The sequence below is a fragment of the Consotaella aegiceratis genome, assembly GCF_036541425.1.
In the GTDB taxonomy this organism is placed as follows: Bacteria; Pseudomonadota; Alphaproteobacteria; order Rhizobiales; family Rhizobiaceae; genus Consotaella; species Consotaella aegiceratis.
Genome location: NZ_JAZHFT010000025.1, coordinates 1 through 15216, shown reverse-complemented (window position 1 = coordinate 15216; position 15216 = coordinate 1). Strand labels below are relative to the sequence as shown.

Here is a 15216-nt window from a genome sequence, read left to right as displayed (position 1 = left end):
TGGACGTAAACGGACGGCATGGTCACCATTCTGGATACTCGTGCACCCGGCCAGGCAACGCCTCGGCCGCGGCATCCCGAAAAGGCCCACCGGCCTGACAACGAGACACTTCCCAAACCGCCATGGATCAGGGTCAAGGCCCCCGGTTCGCGCGGCTATGCGGAAACGCGCGACATCGTTAAATCCAACAAGCTGGTGACGGTGTGCGAGGAGGCGGGCTGCCCCAACATGGGCAGCTGTTGGGAACAGAAACACGCCTCCTTCATGATCATGGGCGGCATCTGCACGCGCGCTTGCGCGTTCTGCAATGTCGCCACCGGCATGCCCCATGCCCTCGACTCGGACGAGCCGGCAAGCGTCGGCCGGGCCGTGGCGGCCATGGGCCTGGCCCATGTCGTGATCACCTCGGTCGACCGCGACGACTTGTCGGACGGGGGTGCGCAGCATTTTGCCGAGACCATCCGCGCCATTCGTGCGGCGGCGCCGGGGACCACGATCGAGGTGCTGACGCCCGACTTCCGCAACAAGCCGGGTGCGTTGGAGATCGTGGTGGAGGCCCGACCGGACGTCTTCAACCACAATCTGGAAACGGTGCCGTCCAACTATCTGACGGTGCGGCCCGGCGCGCGCTATTTCCACTCCATCCGGCTGCTGCAGCGGGTCAAGGAGCTCGATCCCGACATGTTCACCAAGTCGGGGATCATGGTCGGGCTCGGCGAGGAGCGCAACGAGGTGCTCCAGCTGATGGACGACCTCAGGACCGCCGACGTCGACTTTCTGACCATCGGACAATATCTGCAGCCGACCAAGAAGCACCACCCGGTCAAGCGCTACGTTCCGCCGGAGGAGTTCAAGTCGTTCGAGACGATCGCCTTGACCAAAGGCTTCCTGGTGGTGGCGTCCAGCCCGTTCACCCGCTCCTCGCACCATGCTGGGGAGGATTTCGAGCGGCTGAAGGCGGCTCGCCTGGCTCGCCAAGCCGCAGCATAGCGTCCGATCATGGCTAACAAGTTCCAGACCACCCACCGCGTCCCCCACAGTGCGGATCAGATGTTCGATCTGGTCGCCGATATGCGCAGCTATCCCGAGTTCGTCCCGCTTTGCCAAAGCATCCGGCTGCATTCTGAAAAGGAGCGGGACGGCAAGAGGCTCGCCGTCTCGGAGATGACGGTCGCCTACAAGATGGTTCGTGAGACCCTCACGACGCAAGTTCTGATGAAACCGGCCGAGCATCGCATCGAGGTGAGTTATCTGGACGGGCCGTTCCGGTATCTCGAAAACGTCTGGTCGTTCACGCCGGTCGGGGATGACGCCTGCGACGTGCACTTCTTCATCGAATACGAGTTCAAGAGCCGCACACTGGGCATGCTCATGGGCTCGATGTTCGACTACGCCTTCCGGCGCTTCGCGGCTGCCTTCGAACAGCGCGCCGACGAGCTTTACGGCTGCGGCAATTCGTCGTCCGCTTCGCCCGCGCCGGTGGCGTGAGCGAGCCGCCAGAGGCTTTCGTCGAGCATCAGAAGAGCGGTGGTGACGCTGGCGCGGCGGATTTCGTCGCGGTTGCTCTCACCGAACATCATACGACGGTGAACGATGCCTTCGCGATCGGCGCAGGCGAAATGAACCAGGCCCACCGGCTTCTCTTCCGACCCGCCGCCCGGACCGGCGATCCCGGTCACGGCGATCGCGCAGTCAGCCGACGAGCGGGCCAGCGCACCGGCCGCCATCTGCCGGGCCACTTCCTCCGAGACCGCGCCGTGCCGGGCAAGCGTCGCGGCATCGACGTCCAGCATCTCTTCTTTGGCGGTATTCGAATAGGTGACGAAGCCCCGATCAAGCACGGCCGATGACCCGGGAATGTCGGTGATCGCCGCAGCGATCATCCCGCCGGTGCAGGATTCGGCTGTCGCCAGCCTGAGACCGGCTTCGGCGAACCCCTCCACCAGCGCCTGGGCCGCCGGTCGCAGCTTGTCTTGTGCGGGCATCATCGCGCTTCTCCATAGATGACGCTGGCCGTGGCGATGGCGGCGATGCCCTCGCGTCGGCCGACGAAGCCGATCTGTTCATTGGTCGTCGCCTTGACCGACACCCGCCCGAGGTCGAGCCCGGTCATCGCCGCGATCGCCTGCCGCATGGCATCGCGATGCCGGGCGATCTTAGGTGCTTCGCAGATCAGCGTAATGTCGGCGTTGGCAATTCGTCCGCCATGCTGTGCGACGATCCCTACGGCATGTTCGACGAAGATGTGCGAGGCCGCGCCGCGCCATTGCGGATCGCTGGGCGGGAAATGGTCGCCGATGTCGCCGGCGCCGCAGGTCGCCAGCAGCGCGTCGGTCAAGGCATGCAGCCCGACATCCGCGTCGGAGTGGCCGGCCAGAGCACGATCGTGCGGAATGGAGATGCCGCACAGCGTTACGTGGTCGCCCTCGGTCAGCTGGTGGACGTCGTAGCCGTTGCCGGTCCGCACATCGATCATCGGCACTGTCTTCCGCAGTCTCTCGTCGGCCGCAGCAATATCATGGGCGGAGGTCAGTTTGACGTTGCCCGGCGCCCCCTCCACCAGATGCACCGCGATGCCTGCCCATTCGGCGATCGCCGCGTCGTCGGTGAAGTCCGACAGGCCGCCGGCCGCTGCCGCCTCGTGCGCATCGGCGATCTCCTTATACGGAAACCCTTGCGGCGTCTGCGCGGCAAAGAGGCCGGCACGGTCCACCGTCCCGGCCACGACGTCGTCGACAGCCCGCTTGATCGTGTCCGAGACGGCAAGCGCTGGGAGCGCACCCATGCCTGGCTCGACCGCGTCGATCACACGTTCGATCAAGGCGGCGTCGACGAAGGGACGCGCTCCGTCATGGACGAGGACTACGTCGCAGCCGCTGTGCCGTAGGGCCGCCAGCCCGGCGCGCACCGAGGCTTGGCGGGACGAGCCGCCCGGTACTGCGGTCACGCCACTTGCCAGATCGCCGAGAGCTTCCGTGAACAGCGCTTCGTCATCGGGGTGGATGACCACCACGACAGCGTCGATCGCGGAATGCGAGGTGAACGCGGCGACGGTATGTCGCAGAACGGGCTTGTCTCCGATCCGTCGGTATTGTTTTGGTCCCGATACGGCACCGCCGGCCCGTTCTCCACGCCCTGCCGCCACGATGACGGCCGCTGTCTTCTTACCCATATGAGCCTCGGCTAGATTCCGGGGGACTATGCATCATAGCCGGTCACCCGGGGCAAGGGATTGCTTGAAATTTGGGCAAGCGTGGATAGATTGTCCAGCTGATGAACATGAATTCACCAGCAACCGAAATTGCCCAGAGTTTGAGCTTTCAATCGCAGCCTCCCTTGGCGAATCGCATCGATCAGCCCCTACGGGTCGAATCGGCGATGTACGCCAACCGCGTCTTTCTGGCGCCGCTCTCGGGCATCACCGATGTGCCGTTCCGCCGTCTCGCGCGCCGCTTCGGCGCAGGTGCCGTCGTTTCGGAGATGGTGGCAAGCGGCGAATTCGTACGCGGCGACCGGGAAAGCGCTCTTCGCGCCATGCGCGACGGCGACGGCCTGCATGTGGTGCAGCTTGCCGGCCGTGATCCCCTATGGATGCGCGCCGCCGCCGAACGCCTGGTCGATCTCGGTGCCGACGTCATCGACATCAACATGGGCTGCCCAGCCAAGAAGGTGGTGGGTGGAGCTTCGGGCTCGGCATTGATGCGCGAACCGGACCTGGCGCTGCAGCTGATCGAGGCGACGGTGGCCGGAGCCGGCGCCGTGCCGGTGACGCTGAAGATGCGCCTCGGGTGGGATCGTCGCTCGATCAACGCTCCGGCCCTGGCGGCCAGGGCCGAGGCGGCCGGCGTACGGCTGGTGACGGTCCATGGCCGGACCCGCGATCAGTTCTATCAGGGGCAGGCCGATTGGCCGGCCATTGCCGCCGTTCGCGCGGCGATCTCCATTCCGCTCGTCGCCAATGGCGACCTCGTCGAACGGGGCCAGACGGCAGCCATGCTGGAGGCCAGCCGTGCCGACGCGGTGATGATCGGACGCGGGGCCTGCGGCCGGCCGTGGTTCCCCGGACTGCTAGCGGGCGTCGTCGACGAATCGCAATTGGCGACGGTGCGACTTGCGGATCTGGTGTGCGAGCACTACGAAGCCATGCTCGTGCACTATGGCGCCGCCACCGGTGTGCGTCATGCCCGCAAACATTTGGCCGCCTATTGCGAACGCTTCGCCGTGGCGACGAACGGCGATCTGAGCAGAGATAGAACGACAATGTTGACCAGCACCGAACTACCAGAGGTGCTGCGGACGGTTCGTGCGACCTTCTCCGACTGCACGGTTGCGGATATGGAAGCGGCGCCGTTTCTGCGCGTCCCTAGAAAGGCGGCCTGACCTTGATCGATTCCACCAAAGCTCCGACGTCTCCGGTTTCCCAGATGGCCATCATCAACGCGCTGCCGCACCCGGTGATCGTCGTCGACGGCGAGGGGCAGTTCGCCTTCCTCAACTCCGACGCCGAACAGTTCTTCTCGGCCGGCGCATCTTATTTGATCGGCCGCAAGATCTCCGATTTCGTCCCGGGGGACAGCCCGCTGTTCGCGCTCATCGGCCAGGTCAGGCGCGACCAGTCGCGCATCGCCGAATACCGCGTCGACCTGTCATCGCCGCGTCTCGGCACCGAGCGCGTCGTCGATCTCTATGTTTCGAACTTGCCCGACGACCCGTCCTGCGTGGTCGTGATGATCCAGTTGCGATCGATCGCTGACAAGATGGACCGGCAATTGACCCATCGCTCGGCGATCCGCAGCGTCACGGGTCTGGCCGGCATGCTGGCGCACGAAGTTCGCAATCCCTTGTCCGGGATCAAGGGAGCGGCGCAGCTTTTGGAGCATTCGGCGAGCGAGGACGATCGCGCGTTGACCCGCCTGATCCAGGAAGAGAGCGAGCGAATCGTCAAGCTGGTGGACCGGATGGAGGTGTTCTCGGATCAGCGTCCGATCGAGCGCTCGGCCGTCAACATCCACTCCGTGCTGGAACATGTGAAGATGCTGGCCAAGAGCGGATTTGCCCGCGATATCAAGATTACCGAAGCCTACGATCCGTCGCTGCCGCCGGTTTTCGCCAACCGTGATCAGCTGGTTCAGGTGTTTCTCAATCTGCTGAAGAACGCGAGCGACGCCATCAGCGGCCAGGAGGACGGCGAGATTCGCCTGTCGACCGCCTTCCGCCCCGGCGTGCGGCTTTCGGTGCCCGGCACCAAGACGCGCGTGAGCCTGCCCATGGAATTCCTGGTCGAGGACAACGGACCGGGCGTGCCCGAGGACATCCGCGAAAACATCTTCGATCCCTTCGTCACCTCCAAGCCGACGGGTTCGGGACTGGGGCTGGCCTTGGTCGCCAAGATCGTCGGCGACCACGGCGGTGTCATCGAGTGCGAGTCCCAGCCAGGTCACACGGCGTTCCGCGTGCTGATGCCGGCGTGGCGGGAAGGCAACGGCGGACACGGCCTTACCGGGCCGAACAAGAGCAATCGCAGGAGGGCAGTGTAATGGCCGCCGCACAAATCCTTGTCGCCGATGACGATGCGGCGATCCGCACCGTCATCTCACAGGCCCTGATGCGGGCCGGCCACGAGGTTCGTGCCACATCGAACATCGCGACGCTGTGGCGCTGGATCGCCGCGGGCGAGGGCGATCTGGTGATCACCGACGTTCTGATGCCGGATGGCAACGTCTTCGACATGCTGCCGCGCATCAAGAACACCCGGCCGGATATGCCGGTCATCGTCATGAGCGCCCAGAACACCTTCATGACTGCTATCCGGGCCTCGGAGAGCGGCGCCTACGACTACATTCCCAAGCCCTTCGACCTCGGAGAACTGGTCGCGATCGTCGGCCGTGCGTTGGCCGAACCGAAGGCGCCGCAGCGGCTGGGTGGCGGCGACGACGGGCAGGACAACATGCCTCTGGTCGGCCGTTCGCCGGCCATGCAGGACATCTACCGCGCGCTCGCCAGGATGATGCAGACCGATCTGACGGTGACCATCACCGGCGAGTCGGGCACAGGCAAGGAGCTCGTCGCCCGGGCCCTCCATGACTACGGTCGACGGCGCAAGGGTCCGTTCGTCGCGATCAACATGGCCGCGATCCCGCGCGACCTCATCGAGTCGGAGCTCTTCGGCCACGAGAAGGGCGCTTTCACCGGTGCGCAGAACCGCGCCAGCGGCCGATTCGAGCAGGCCGATGGCGGCACGCTCTTTCTCGACGAGATCGGCGACATGCCGATGGAGGCGCAGACGCGCCTGCTGCGTGTTCTCCAGCAGGGCGAATACACCGCCGTGGGCGGCCGCACGCCGATCGCCACCGACGTCAGGATCGTGGCTGCGACCAACAAGGATCTGCGCCAGCTCATCGCGCGCGGCCTGTTCCGCGAGGATCTCTTCTACCGGCTGAACGTCGTGCCGCTCCGACTCCCGCCCTTGCGCGAGCGTATCGAGGACATCCCGGACCTGGCGCGCCATTTCTTCGCGATCGTGGAAAAGGATGGGCTGCCGCGGAAGACCTTGAGCCCGGCGGCGCTCGACGTGATGCGTCGCTATAGCTGGCCCGGCAACGTGCGCGAGCTGGAAAATCTGGTGCGGCGCCTCTCGGCTCTCTATCCGCAGGAAGAGATCACCGCCGAAATCGTCGAACAGGAGCTCTCCAACGACTACACCCGGTCGCTCGACATCGAACAGGAGAATGGGCGCGGCATCGATCTCGGCGCGGCGGTCGAACGCTACCTGTCGGAATATTTCGCCTCGTTCGGGGAAAGCCTGCCGCCGCCAGGCCTGCACAGCCGCATCCTGCGCGAGGTGGAGTATCCGCTGATCGCCGCCGCGCTGGCCGCCACCCGCGGCAACCAGGTGAAGGCCGCCGATCTTCTCGGCGTCAACCGCAACACGCTGCGCAAGAAAATTCGCGACCTGGACGTCTCGGTGGTTCGCTCGAGCCGCTGACGTATCCCGCCGTTGGCGGCAGCCATCTCCTCAGCGCATCCATGATACGATCGGCCGATCCGATGAGGGCAATCGCCCTCACGATGGTCTTTTTTTCGGAATAATCAGCTCTTTATCGCCTTCGTTGCTTTTTTGACACATTGCGTTGCAATCTGGCCACGAGACCAGATCGCAACACGGAATCGCGTTGACCCAGTTGCTTCCCACCCGGAACGAACTCCCGTTTCTCATGGAGCGCCGCCGCTTCATGCTTCTGCCCGGCCTTTTGGCCGTTGGCGGCGCGTTGATCACTGGCGCGATCTCATTTGTCGTGCTGATGGGTCTGACACCGATCAAGCCGACCGATGCGGTGGTCTCGGTGGTGATGGTGGTCAACGGCGCGTTCGTGGCGCTGCTTTGCCTGCTGATCGGCCGAGAGGTCGTGCGCATGGTGCATGCGCGGCGCCAGGGGAAGGCGGCCTCGCAGCTCCATGTGCGCATCGTCGTGCTGTTTGCGATCGTGGCGGCTCTGCCTGCGATCCTGGTGGCCATCGTTGCCGGCATCACTCTGGACCTGGGCCTGGACCGCTGGTTCGAGGCCCGCACCAAGGCGATCGTCGATTCCGGCCTCAGCGTCGCGCACGCCTATCTCAACGAAAACGCGCGCAACCTGCAGGGCTCGACCCTGTCGATGGCCTCCACGCTCGATACCCAGCGGAGGCTCCTGGATCTCGACCGGACCGGCTTCCAGCAATTGATGACCGACCAGGCGCGGGGCCGGTCGCTGCTTGGCGCGCAACTGCTCGATCTCGACGGCAAGCCTTATCTGAAAGCCGACGTGCCGGTGGAGCGTCCGCTTCCCGCCCCACCTGACGATGCTCTGGAGCAGGCGCGCGAGAACAATTTCGTGCTGATCCCGCCGGGTGTCACCAATCTGGTGGGCGCCATCGTCAAGCTGCGGCAGATCGACGACACGTTTCTCTACACCATCCGGGCGGTCGATCCGGAGGTCATCGCCGCCATGCGCGCGATGGAACAGCGCGTCGCCGAATACAGCGCAATGGAGAGCAACCGCTTCAATCTGCAGGTGGCTTTCGGGCTGCTCTATCTGGGCATCACGCTGATCGTGCTCCTGTCGGCAATCTGGACAGGCATCGGCGTCGCCGATCGGTTGGTGCGGCCGATCCGCCTTCTGATCTCGGCGGCCGACGAGGTCAGCGAGGGCAATCTCGCCGTCTCGGTGCCGGTGCGCGCGTCGGATGGCGACGTCGGCTCGCTCTCCAACACCTTCAACAACATGATCCTGCAACTGCGCAGTCAGCGCGACGAACTGGTCCACGCCAAGGACGTCATCGATGAGCGACGCCGCTTTACCGAGGCGGTTCTGTCGGGTGTGACGGTGGGGGTCATGGGCATCAGCTCCGACGGGATCGTCAGCATGGTCAACCCGTCCGCCGAGCGCATTCTCGGCATCGGATCGCAGGATGTCGTGGGCCATTATCTCGGCGAACGCTTCCCGACCATTGCCGGCATTCATGCCGCCGCCGCGAGTTCCACCAAGGTCGAATATCAGGAGCAGATCAAGCTCAGGACCGGCGAGCGCGAGCGTGTTCTCGTCGTCCGGGTGACCTCGGAAGACTCCGGACCGGGCGGCGGTTCCAGCGTGATCACCTGCGACGACATCACCGATCTCGTCGAGGCACAGCGCTCGTCGGCATGGGCCGACGTCGCCCGCCGCATCGCCCACGAGATCAAGAATCCGCTGACGCCGATCCAGCTTTCGGCCGAACGCATCCGCCGGCGCTATGGCAAGGGCATCGATCCGGACGACCGCGAAGTGTTCGATCGCTGCGTCGACACGATCACCCGGCAGGTGGCCGACATCGGCCGCATGGTGGACGAATTCTCGACCTTCGCGCGGATGCCGAAGCCGACCATGGAGAAGAAGGATCTGCGCGAGGCACTGGGCGAGGCGGTCTTCATGCGCGAGATGGGCGACCACGGCATCCAGTTCGCCGTCGAATACGGCGATCAGCCGCTGACCGGCTTCTTCGATATCAGGCTGCTGTCGCAGGCCTTCGGCAATGTCGTCAAAAATGCGGTCGAATCGGTGGAGTCGGTCAATCCCGACGAAGGCCGGGTGACGGTCCGGGCGGCTCGGATCGACGGCCAGTATCGGATCGATGTCGTCGACAACGGCCGCGGTTTTCCGCCGGAGGATCGCGATCGGCTGCTGGAGCCCTATATGACCACCCGCGAGAAAGGAACGGGTCTCGGTTTGGCCATCGTGCGCAAGATCATCGAGGATCATGGCGGGACGATCAAGCTGGACGATCCACCGGACGGGTCGCGGGGTGCCATGGTGAGAATCACGCTTCCGGCCGCGGATGAGACATTTGACGGAGCGGTCGAGCAGAGCATGAACGAGGAAGAAAGGGAGGGCGAATAACGATGGCCTCCGACATCCTGATCGTCGACGACGAAGCCGATATTCGCGAAATGGTTGCGGGCATTCTCGAAGACGAGGGCCACGAAGCGCGGACCGCGGCCCACTCCGACGCTGCCCTGCAGGCGATCGCAGATCGCGTGCCCCGGCTGGTTTTCCTGGATATCTGGCTGCAGGGAAGTCGCCTCGACGGGCTCGACCTGCTCGACACCATCAAGGCGCAGCACCCCGACGTGCCTGTCGTCATGATCTCCGGCCACGGCAATATCGAAACCGCGGTTTCGGCGATCCGGCGCGGCGCCTACGATTACATCGAAAAGCCGTTCAAGGCGGATCGGCTGATCCTGATCGCGGAACGGGCGCTGGAGACTTCCAAGCTAAAACGCGAGGTCTCGGAACTGCGCCGGCGGTCGTCGGACTTTCCGGAGTTGATCGGCAAGAGCCACCCGATGAACCAGCTGCGCACCACGATCGAACGGGTAGCGCCCACCAACAGCCGCGTCATGATTCTCGGTGCCTCGGGCTCCGGCAAGGAGATGGTTGCCCGCGCCATCCATGCCCACTCGGCGCGCGCCAACGGTCCGTTCATCGCGCTCAACGCGGCCGCCATCACGCCGGAGCGCATGGAGATCGAGCTGTTCGGCAACGAGGCGCCTCCGGGCGTCGAACGGAAGGTCGGCGCGCTCGAGGAAGCGCATGGCGGCGTGCTCTATCTCGACGAAGTGGCGGACATGCCGCGCGAGACGCAGAGCAAGATCCTGCGCGTTCTGACGGAACAGACCTTCGAGCGGGTGGGGGGCACCAAGCGGGTCAAGGTCGACGTACGCATCATCTCGTCGACGGCGCAGAACCTCGAATCGATGATCGCCGACGGTGTCTTTCGCGAAGACCTGTTTCATCGGCTGGCCGTGGTGCCGATCTCGATCCCGCCTTTGTCGGAGCGGCGCGCCGACATTCCGCTGCTGATCGAGGCGTTCATGAAGCAGCTCGGCGAGCAGACCGGCATCAAGCCGCGCGAGATCAGCCCGGAAGCGATGGCGATCCTGCAAGCCAGCGAATGGCCCGGCAACATTCGCCAGCTCCGCAACAATGTCGAGCGGCTGATGATCCTAGCGCGCGGCGACGCCAACTCGGTGATCACCGCCGACATGCTGCCCAACGAGGTGGGCGAGATGCTGCCGCGCACGCCGAGCCAGACCAATGGCGAGATTCTCGCCCTGCCGCTGCGCGACGCGCGCGAGGTCTTCGAAAAGGAATACCTGATGGCGCAGATCAACCGGTTCGGCGGCAACATCTCGCGCACCGCGGAGTTCGTCGGCATGGAACGCTCGGCGCTGCACCGCAAGCTGAAATCGCTCGGCCTATGACCTCGGGATTGCGGCAGGCGGACGGACTCGCACCGGCTGGCTGGTGCACGCGGCATGTTGTGCTAGATAGGCCGAGCCGGTCACGGAGCCGGTGACGGGAAGCGAGGCGAGGGGCCTTTGACGCGACCTCTTTTGGCAGGGACGGCGCTCGGCATCGTTGGCGATGCCCGCCGTCACAGGATTTAGCTCATGCGCGTCATCATTTGTGGTGCCGGTCAGGTCGGCTACGGCATTGCCGAGCGCCTGGCTTCGGAAAAGAACGACGTCGCGGTGATCGACACATCGCCGGCGCTCGTCCAGGCGATCAGCGACAATCTCGACGTTCGCGGTTTCGTCGGTCACGGCGCTCATCCCGACGTGCTTGCGGAAGCCGGCGCCGAGCAGGCCGACATGATCATCGCCGTCACGCTTTACGACGAAGTCAACATGGTCGCCTGCCAAGTGGCCCACTCGCTGTTCAACGTACCGACGAAAATCGCCCGGGTTCGCGCGCAATCCTATCTGCACTCGCATTGGCAGGATCTGTTTTCGACCGATCACATGCCGATCGACGTCATCATTTCGCCCGAGGTCGAGGTTGGCGAGATGGTGCTGCGCCGCATCGCCCTGCCAGGCGCCATGGATGCCGTGCGCTTTGCCGACGACACCGTCGCGATGGTGGCGATCGAATGCCGCGAAGATTGCCCGGTGATTGAAACTCCGCTGTCGCAGCTGACCGAGCTGTTTCCCAATCTCGGCGCGACGGTGGTCGGCATCGTGCGAGCCGATCAGCTGTTCGTGCCGTCATCGTCAGACCAGATGCTCGCTGGCGACATCGCGTATGTCGTGGCCGAGCGCAAGCAGGTGAAACGCACGCTGGCGCTGTTCGGTCACGAGGAGCCGGACATCCGGCGCATCGTGATCGCAGGCGGCGGCAATATCGGGCTCTACGTCGCCCAGCAGATGGAGCGGCGCAACATCTCGGCCAAGGTCCGCATCATCGAGGCGAATCGCAATCGGGCGGTCGAAATCGCCGATCGCTTGAATCGCACGATCGTGCTGCATGGCAGCGCGCTCGATCAGGCCGTGCTGAACGAAGCCGACATCCAGCAGGCGGATCTCCTGGTCGCGCTGACCAACGACGACCAGGTCAACATCCTGTCCAGCGTCATGGGCAAGCGCCTCGGCTGCCGCGCCAACCTGACACTGATCAACAATCCCGCCTACCAGTCGTTCACCCGGACGCTCGGCCTCGACGCGATCCTCAATCCGCGCACCGTGACGATTTCACGCGTCCTGCAGCATGTGCGGCGCGGCCGTATCCGGGCGGTGCACTCGGTTCACAACGGCGCGGCCGAAGTCATCGAGGCCGAAGCGCTGGAAACCTCGCCGCTGGTGGGTACGCCCCTGCGCGATCTCGATCTGCCGGACGACCTGCGCATCGGTGCGATCTATCGCGCCGGCGCCTATGTGCGGCCCGATGGGCAGACCAGAATTCGCGCCAAGGATCGGGTGGTGATCTTTGCCGCGGCGAGTGCGGTGCGCCACGTCGAGCAGATGTTCCGCGTCAGCCTCGAATTCTTCTAGAAATTTCGGAGCGGCCTGCCGCTCCGTTCGTCTAGCCTGGAAAGCGAAGAACCGCGGTTTTCATCTCGCAGATCGCTTCGTTTCATCCTAGATATGTGCCGTCGGCAGTCTCAAATGCACAGTCGTCGCCGACGAGACGTCTGGACAGACGAAGGAGCCCGCCCGGATGATCGCCGCCCGACACCGAGCAAAGTTGCCGACGTCCCACGCTTTGGCCTGCGAACTCTTGCTGCTACAGTTGCCACGGTCGTGGACTCGGAGCTGGCATTGGCAAGGTTCGCCCGGCTCATCGACTGTACATGACATGCGGGGCCGTTCCGTGCTTTGAAGTGGAATTGCCCTGCCAAAAGGACAAAAACGGGAACAGCGTGCAATGGCCGATCGCTTGCAGAATCTCCAGGATCTTTTCCTCAACACGGTCAGAAAGCAGAAGATTTCGCTCACCATCTTCCTTGTGAACGGAGTCAAACTGACCGGTGTCGTTACCTCATTCGATAATTTTTGTGTCCTCCTTCGGCGAGACGGCAATTCACAGCTCGTCTACAAGCATGCGATTTCGACCATCATGCCGTCGCAGCCCGTCAACATGTACGAAGGCGGAGAAGAAGACAGGAAATCCTGATTGACCGAATACGTCTCGTCGAATCCGAAAGGACCCATCGAGCACCGAAGCGTCCCCACCAGGGCCGGAGTGTTTGTTCCCGTTCTGCGGCGTGCAACGCCGCCGTCCGAATGCGGAGCGGCTTCCGATGCGCCGCAAAGAAGTGACGAACAGCGCCTCGCCGAGGCGCTGGGTTTGGCTGCGGCGATCGATCTTGAGATCGTCGTCAGCGGCATAATTCCGGTCGCCAAGCCGCAGCCGGCGACGCTCATCGGTTCGGGCAAGGTCGAGGAGCTCAAGGGCGCCGTCGCAGCCGAGGATGTCGGGCTGGTGATCGTCGATCATCCGCTGACGCCGGTCCAGCAGCGCAATCTCGAAAAGGAGCTCGGCGCCAAGGTGCTCGACCGCACCGGGCTGATTCTCGAGATCTTCGGCCGGCGTGCGCGCACCAAAGAAGGCCGTCTGCAGGTCGAGCTTGCGCATCTCAACTACCAGCGTGGCCGGCTCGTTCGAAGCTGGACCCACCTGGAGCGCCAGCGCGGCGGTGCCGGCTTTCTCGGCGGTCCTGGCGAGACACAGATCGAAGCGGACCGCCGCCAGCTGCAGGAGCGCATCAAGCGGATCGAGAAGGAGCTGGAGCAGGTACGCCGCACGCGCGCCCTGCATCGCTCCAAGCGCAAGAAGGTGCCGCATCCGGTCGTTGCCCTGGTGGGCTACACCAATGCCGGCAAGTCGACGCTGTTCAACGCGCTGACCGGCGCCGACGTCTTCGCCAAGGACCTCTTGTTCGCCACGCTCGACCCGACGCTCAGGCGCATCGAATTGACGCACGGCACCGAGATCATCCTATCGGACACTGTGGGCTTCATCTCGGACCTGCCGACTCATCTGGTCGCGGCCTTCCGTGCCACGCTGGAAGAGGTGATCGAAAGCGATCTGATCCTGCATGTGCGCGACATGTCCGACCCGGACGCGTTGTCGCAGGCCGACGACGTGCGCAAAATCCTTTCCGATCTGGGGATCGATGCAGCGGATTCCGCTCGGGTGATCGAGATCTGGAACAAGATCGACTGCCTGGACGAGGCTGGCCGCGCGCATCTGGAGACCGTCGCCCATGCCCGCGCCGGTGGGCAGGCCGTGCACCTGGTCTCGGCGATCACGGGCGAGGGGATCCCGGCGGTACTCGCCGATGTCGAGACGCGGCTGGCCGGTCGGCTTAGCCATGTCGTGCTGGAACTGGCGCCCGACAGCCTGCCGCTGATGTCGTGGATGTATGATCACGCCACGGTCGGGGAACGCAAGGACCGGGAGGACGGCGGCGTCACCTTGTCGGCCGAGATGACGGTTCAGGCACGGGCCGAGCTTCGGCGGGTTGCCGAGCGCTATCCCGGCGCCGTGGTGAGCTGAAATCGTCGTCCGTGAAGAAGGCTGATCAAGCCGCCTGGGCAGACTCGGTCGGGGTGATGGGCGCCAGGAGAGCGGCTTTGATGAAGGCGATAAAAAGCCAGAGCCAGGCGAGGATGCGTCTGAAGTTGTAGCCGACGGCGGCGAGGACGGCGTTGGCGGCATCGCCGATGGTGCCGGCGAGGTGGTTGCGGCCCATGCCGTGGTCGGCCTTGAGATGACCGATGACCGGTTCGACGGCGGCTCTTCTTTTCATCGAAAAAAACCTCCACCTCTGGTGGAGGAGCAGATGGGTTCGACACCGTATAAAAGAAACCTCCGTGCTTGAGCCACGAAGTGGGCAAGAACGGAGGTCATAGTGGACGATAACCATCTATCCCACTCGACGTGGGACTGCAAATATCACCTCGTATTTGCAAGTAAATACCGAATGAAAAGGCTTTATGGAGAGTTGCGCCGTGATCAGGGATCAAGAAAAAGCCGATAAAGCGTCTGACTACAACGATTTGTTCAAGCTGAACGCCTGATGTAGCAAAGCCACTTCTAGTGGCTCAAGCGCAGCGTTCCAAACCTCCGCCTCTGGCGGAGGTCATGACTTCGCATCTCGCGGCGGACGGCGTCGGTCATGCCGCGCTTCTGGCCTGCGGTGTAGACCTTGAAGCGGTGGCTCGGCGGCGCGTTGTGGCCCTTGTAGCCGGCATCGGCGATGATGCGGGTGAGCGTGGCACCGACTTGGTTCTGGATGGCGGGAATGACGGTGGCGAGCGTGTGCCCGTCATAGGGCTTGCCCGGCAGCGCCTGGACGTGGGTGACGAACTGGCCGCCCTTGGAGCGCTTCAGCGTGGTGGCGACGGAGACCTTGACGCCG

The 15216-nt window shown here is 64.1% G+C and carries 12 protein-coding genes and 3 pseudogenes; 11 read left to right on the top strand and 4 right to left on the bottom strand.

All coding sequences use genetic code 11. The features are described from left to right. Positions 1–18 precede the first annotated feature (18 nt). Together lipA and SMD10_RS16255 are read left to right on the top strand one after the other, a co-directional pair. Complete coding sequence (gene lipA / locus SMD10_RS16260) at positions 19–990, top strand: lipoyl synthase (RefSeq protein ID WP_331686777.1); 972 nt, start codon at positions 19–21, stop codon at positions 988–990. Positions 991–999: 9 nt separating this feature from the next. After that, a complete protein-coding gene (locus SMD10_RS16255) occupies positions 1000–1488 on the top strand; it encodes a type II toxin-antitoxin system RatA family toxin (protein ID WP_331686776.1) in 489 nt (162 codons plus the stop codon). Here SMD10_RS16255 and SMD10_RS16250 read toward each other — a convergent pair. Continuing rightward, positions 1440–1988: a CinA family protein gene (locus SMD10_RS16250; RefSeq protein WP_331686775.1), complete on the bottom strand. Its 549-nt coding sequence runs from the start codon at positions 1986–1988 to the stop codon at positions 1440–1442. The two genes, SMD10_RS16255 and SMD10_RS16250, sit on opposite strands and share 49 nt — an antisense overlap. Next, a complete protein-coding gene (locus SMD10_RS16245; RefSeq protein ID WP_331686774.1) occupies positions 1985–3172 on the bottom strand; it encodes a bifunctional 2-C-methyl-D-erythritol 4-phosphate cytidylyltransferase/2-C-methyl-D-erythritol 2,4-cyclodiphosphate synthase in 1188 nt (395 codons plus the stop codon). The genes SMD10_RS16250 and SMD10_RS16245 overlap by 4 nt, the downstream gene beginning before the upstream one ends. 164 nt (positions 3173–3336) lie before the next feature. Between SMD10_RS16245 and SMD10_RS16240 the strand changes: the two genes are divergently transcribed. The 8 genes from SMD10_RS16240 (at position 3337) to hflX (ending at position 14351) form a co-directional block, all read left to right on the top strand. Next, positions 3337–4380 (top strand): tRNA dihydrouridine synthase, encoded by a 1044-nt coding sequence (locus SMD10_RS16240; RefSeq protein WP_331686773.1) that lies wholly within the window; start codon positions 3337–3339, stop codon positions 4378–4380. A 44-nt stretch (positions 4381–4424) separates the two neighbouring features. Beyond that, entirely contained in the window at positions 4425–5537 is a 1113-nt protein-coding gene (locus SMD10_RS16235; RefSeq protein WP_331686772.1) for a two-component system sensor histidine kinase NtrB, read from the top strand. Then, a complete protein-coding gene (ntrC, locus tag SMD10_RS16230) occupies positions 5537–6985 on the top strand; it encodes a nitrogen regulation protein NR(I) (RefSeq protein WP_331686771.1) in 1449 nt (482 codons plus the stop codon). The genes SMD10_RS16235 and ntrC overlap by 1 nt, the downstream gene beginning before the upstream one ends. A 229-nt stretch (positions 6986–7214) precedes the next feature. Next, positions 7215–9413, top strand: a complete 2199-nt coding sequence (locus SMD10_RS16225) for a sensor histidine kinase NtrY-like (protein ID WP_432757260.1) — start codon at positions 7215–7217, stop codon at positions 9411–9413. 2 nt (positions 9414–9415) lie between these two features. After that, on the top strand, positions 9416–10777 hold the full coding sequence (gene ntrX / locus SMD10_RS16220) for a nitrogen assimilation response regulator NtrX (protein WP_331686769.1): 1362 nt from the start codon (positions 9416–9418) through the stop codon (positions 10775–10777). A 189-nt stretch (positions 10778–10966) separates the two neighbouring features. Beyond that, complete coding sequence (trkA, locus tag SMD10_RS16215) at positions 10967–12343, top strand: Trk system potassium transporter TrkA (RefSeq protein WP_331686768.1); 1377 nt, start codon at positions 10967–10969, stop codon at positions 12341–12343. Between the two features lie 373 nt (positions 12344–12716). Beyond that, positions 12717–12965, top strand: coding sequence for an RNA chaperone Hfq (gene hfq / locus SMD10_RS16210; RefSeq protein ID WP_331686767.1), 249 nt, complete (start codon positions 12717–12719; stop codon positions 12963–12965). A gap of 69 nt (positions 12966–13034) precedes the next feature. Continuing rightward, positions 13035–14351: a GTPase HflX gene (gene hflX, locus SMD10_RS16205; RefSeq protein ID WP_432757258.1), complete on the top strand. Its 1317-nt coding sequence runs from the start codon at positions 13035–13037 to the stop codon at positions 14349–14351. A 25-nt stretch (positions 14352–14376) separates the two neighbouring features. Here the strand turns inward: hflX and SMD10_RS16200 are convergent. After that, a pseudogene (locus tag SMD10_RS16200) lies at positions 14377–14604 on the bottom strand (transposase); the annotation flags it as partial. Positions 14605–14706: 102 nt separating this feature from the next. Between SMD10_RS16200 and SMD10_RS16195 the strand changes: the two are divergent. Then, positions 14707–14817 (top strand): annotated as a pseudogene (locus SMD10_RS16195) (IS200/IS605 family transposase); the annotation flags it as partial. A 128-nt stretch (positions 14818–14945) separates the two neighbouring features. Here SMD10_RS16195 and SMD10_RS16190 read toward each other — a convergent pair. Next, positions 14946–15216, bottom strand: a pseudogene (locus SMD10_RS16190) (IS5/IS1182 family transposase); the annotation flags it as partial.

What these genes read in the sequence shown, in the direction of transcription:
- lipA (WP_331686777.1), top strand. Translation starts at nt 19, where the DNA reads ATGGTCACCATTCTGGATACTCGTGCACCCGGCCAGGCAACGCCTCGG.
- SMD10_RS16255 (WP_331686776.1), top strand. Translation starts at nt 1,000, where the DNA reads ATGGCTAACAAGTTCCAGACCACCCACCGCGTCCCCCACAGTGCGGAT.
- SMD10_RS16250 (WP_331686775.1), bottom strand. Translation starts at nt 1,988, where the DNA reads ATGATGCCCGCACAAGACAAGCTGCGACCGGCGGCCCAGGCGCTGGTG.
- SMD10_RS16245 (WP_331686774.1), bottom strand. Translation starts at nt 3,172, where the DNA reads ATGGGTAAGAAGACAGCGGCCGTCATCGTGGCGGCAGGGCGTGGAGAA.
- SMD10_RS16235 (WP_331686772.1), top strand. Translation starts at nt 4,425, where the DNA reads ATGGCCATCATCAACGCGCTGCCGCACCCGGTGATCGTCGTCGACGGC.
- ntrC (WP_331686771.1), top strand. Translation starts at nt 5,537, where the DNA reads ATGGCCGCCGCACAAATCCTTGTCGCCGATGACGATGCGGCGATCCGC.
- SMD10_RS16225 (WP_432757260.1), top strand. Translation starts at nt 7,215, where the DNA reads ATGGAGCGCCGCCGCTTCATGCTTCTGCCCGGCCTTTTGGCCGTTGGC.
- ntrX (WP_331686769.1), top strand. Translation starts at nt 9,416, where the DNA reads ATGGCCTCCGACATCCTGATCGTCGACGACGAAGCCGATATTCGCGAA.
- trkA (WP_331686768.1), top strand. Translation starts at nt 10,967, where the DNA reads ATGCGCGTCATCATTTGTGGTGCCGGTCAGGTCGGCTACGGCATTGCC.
- hfq (WP_331686767.1), top strand. Translation starts at nt 12,717, where the DNA reads ATGGCCGATCGCTTGCAGAATCTCCAGGATCTTTTCCTCAACACGGTC.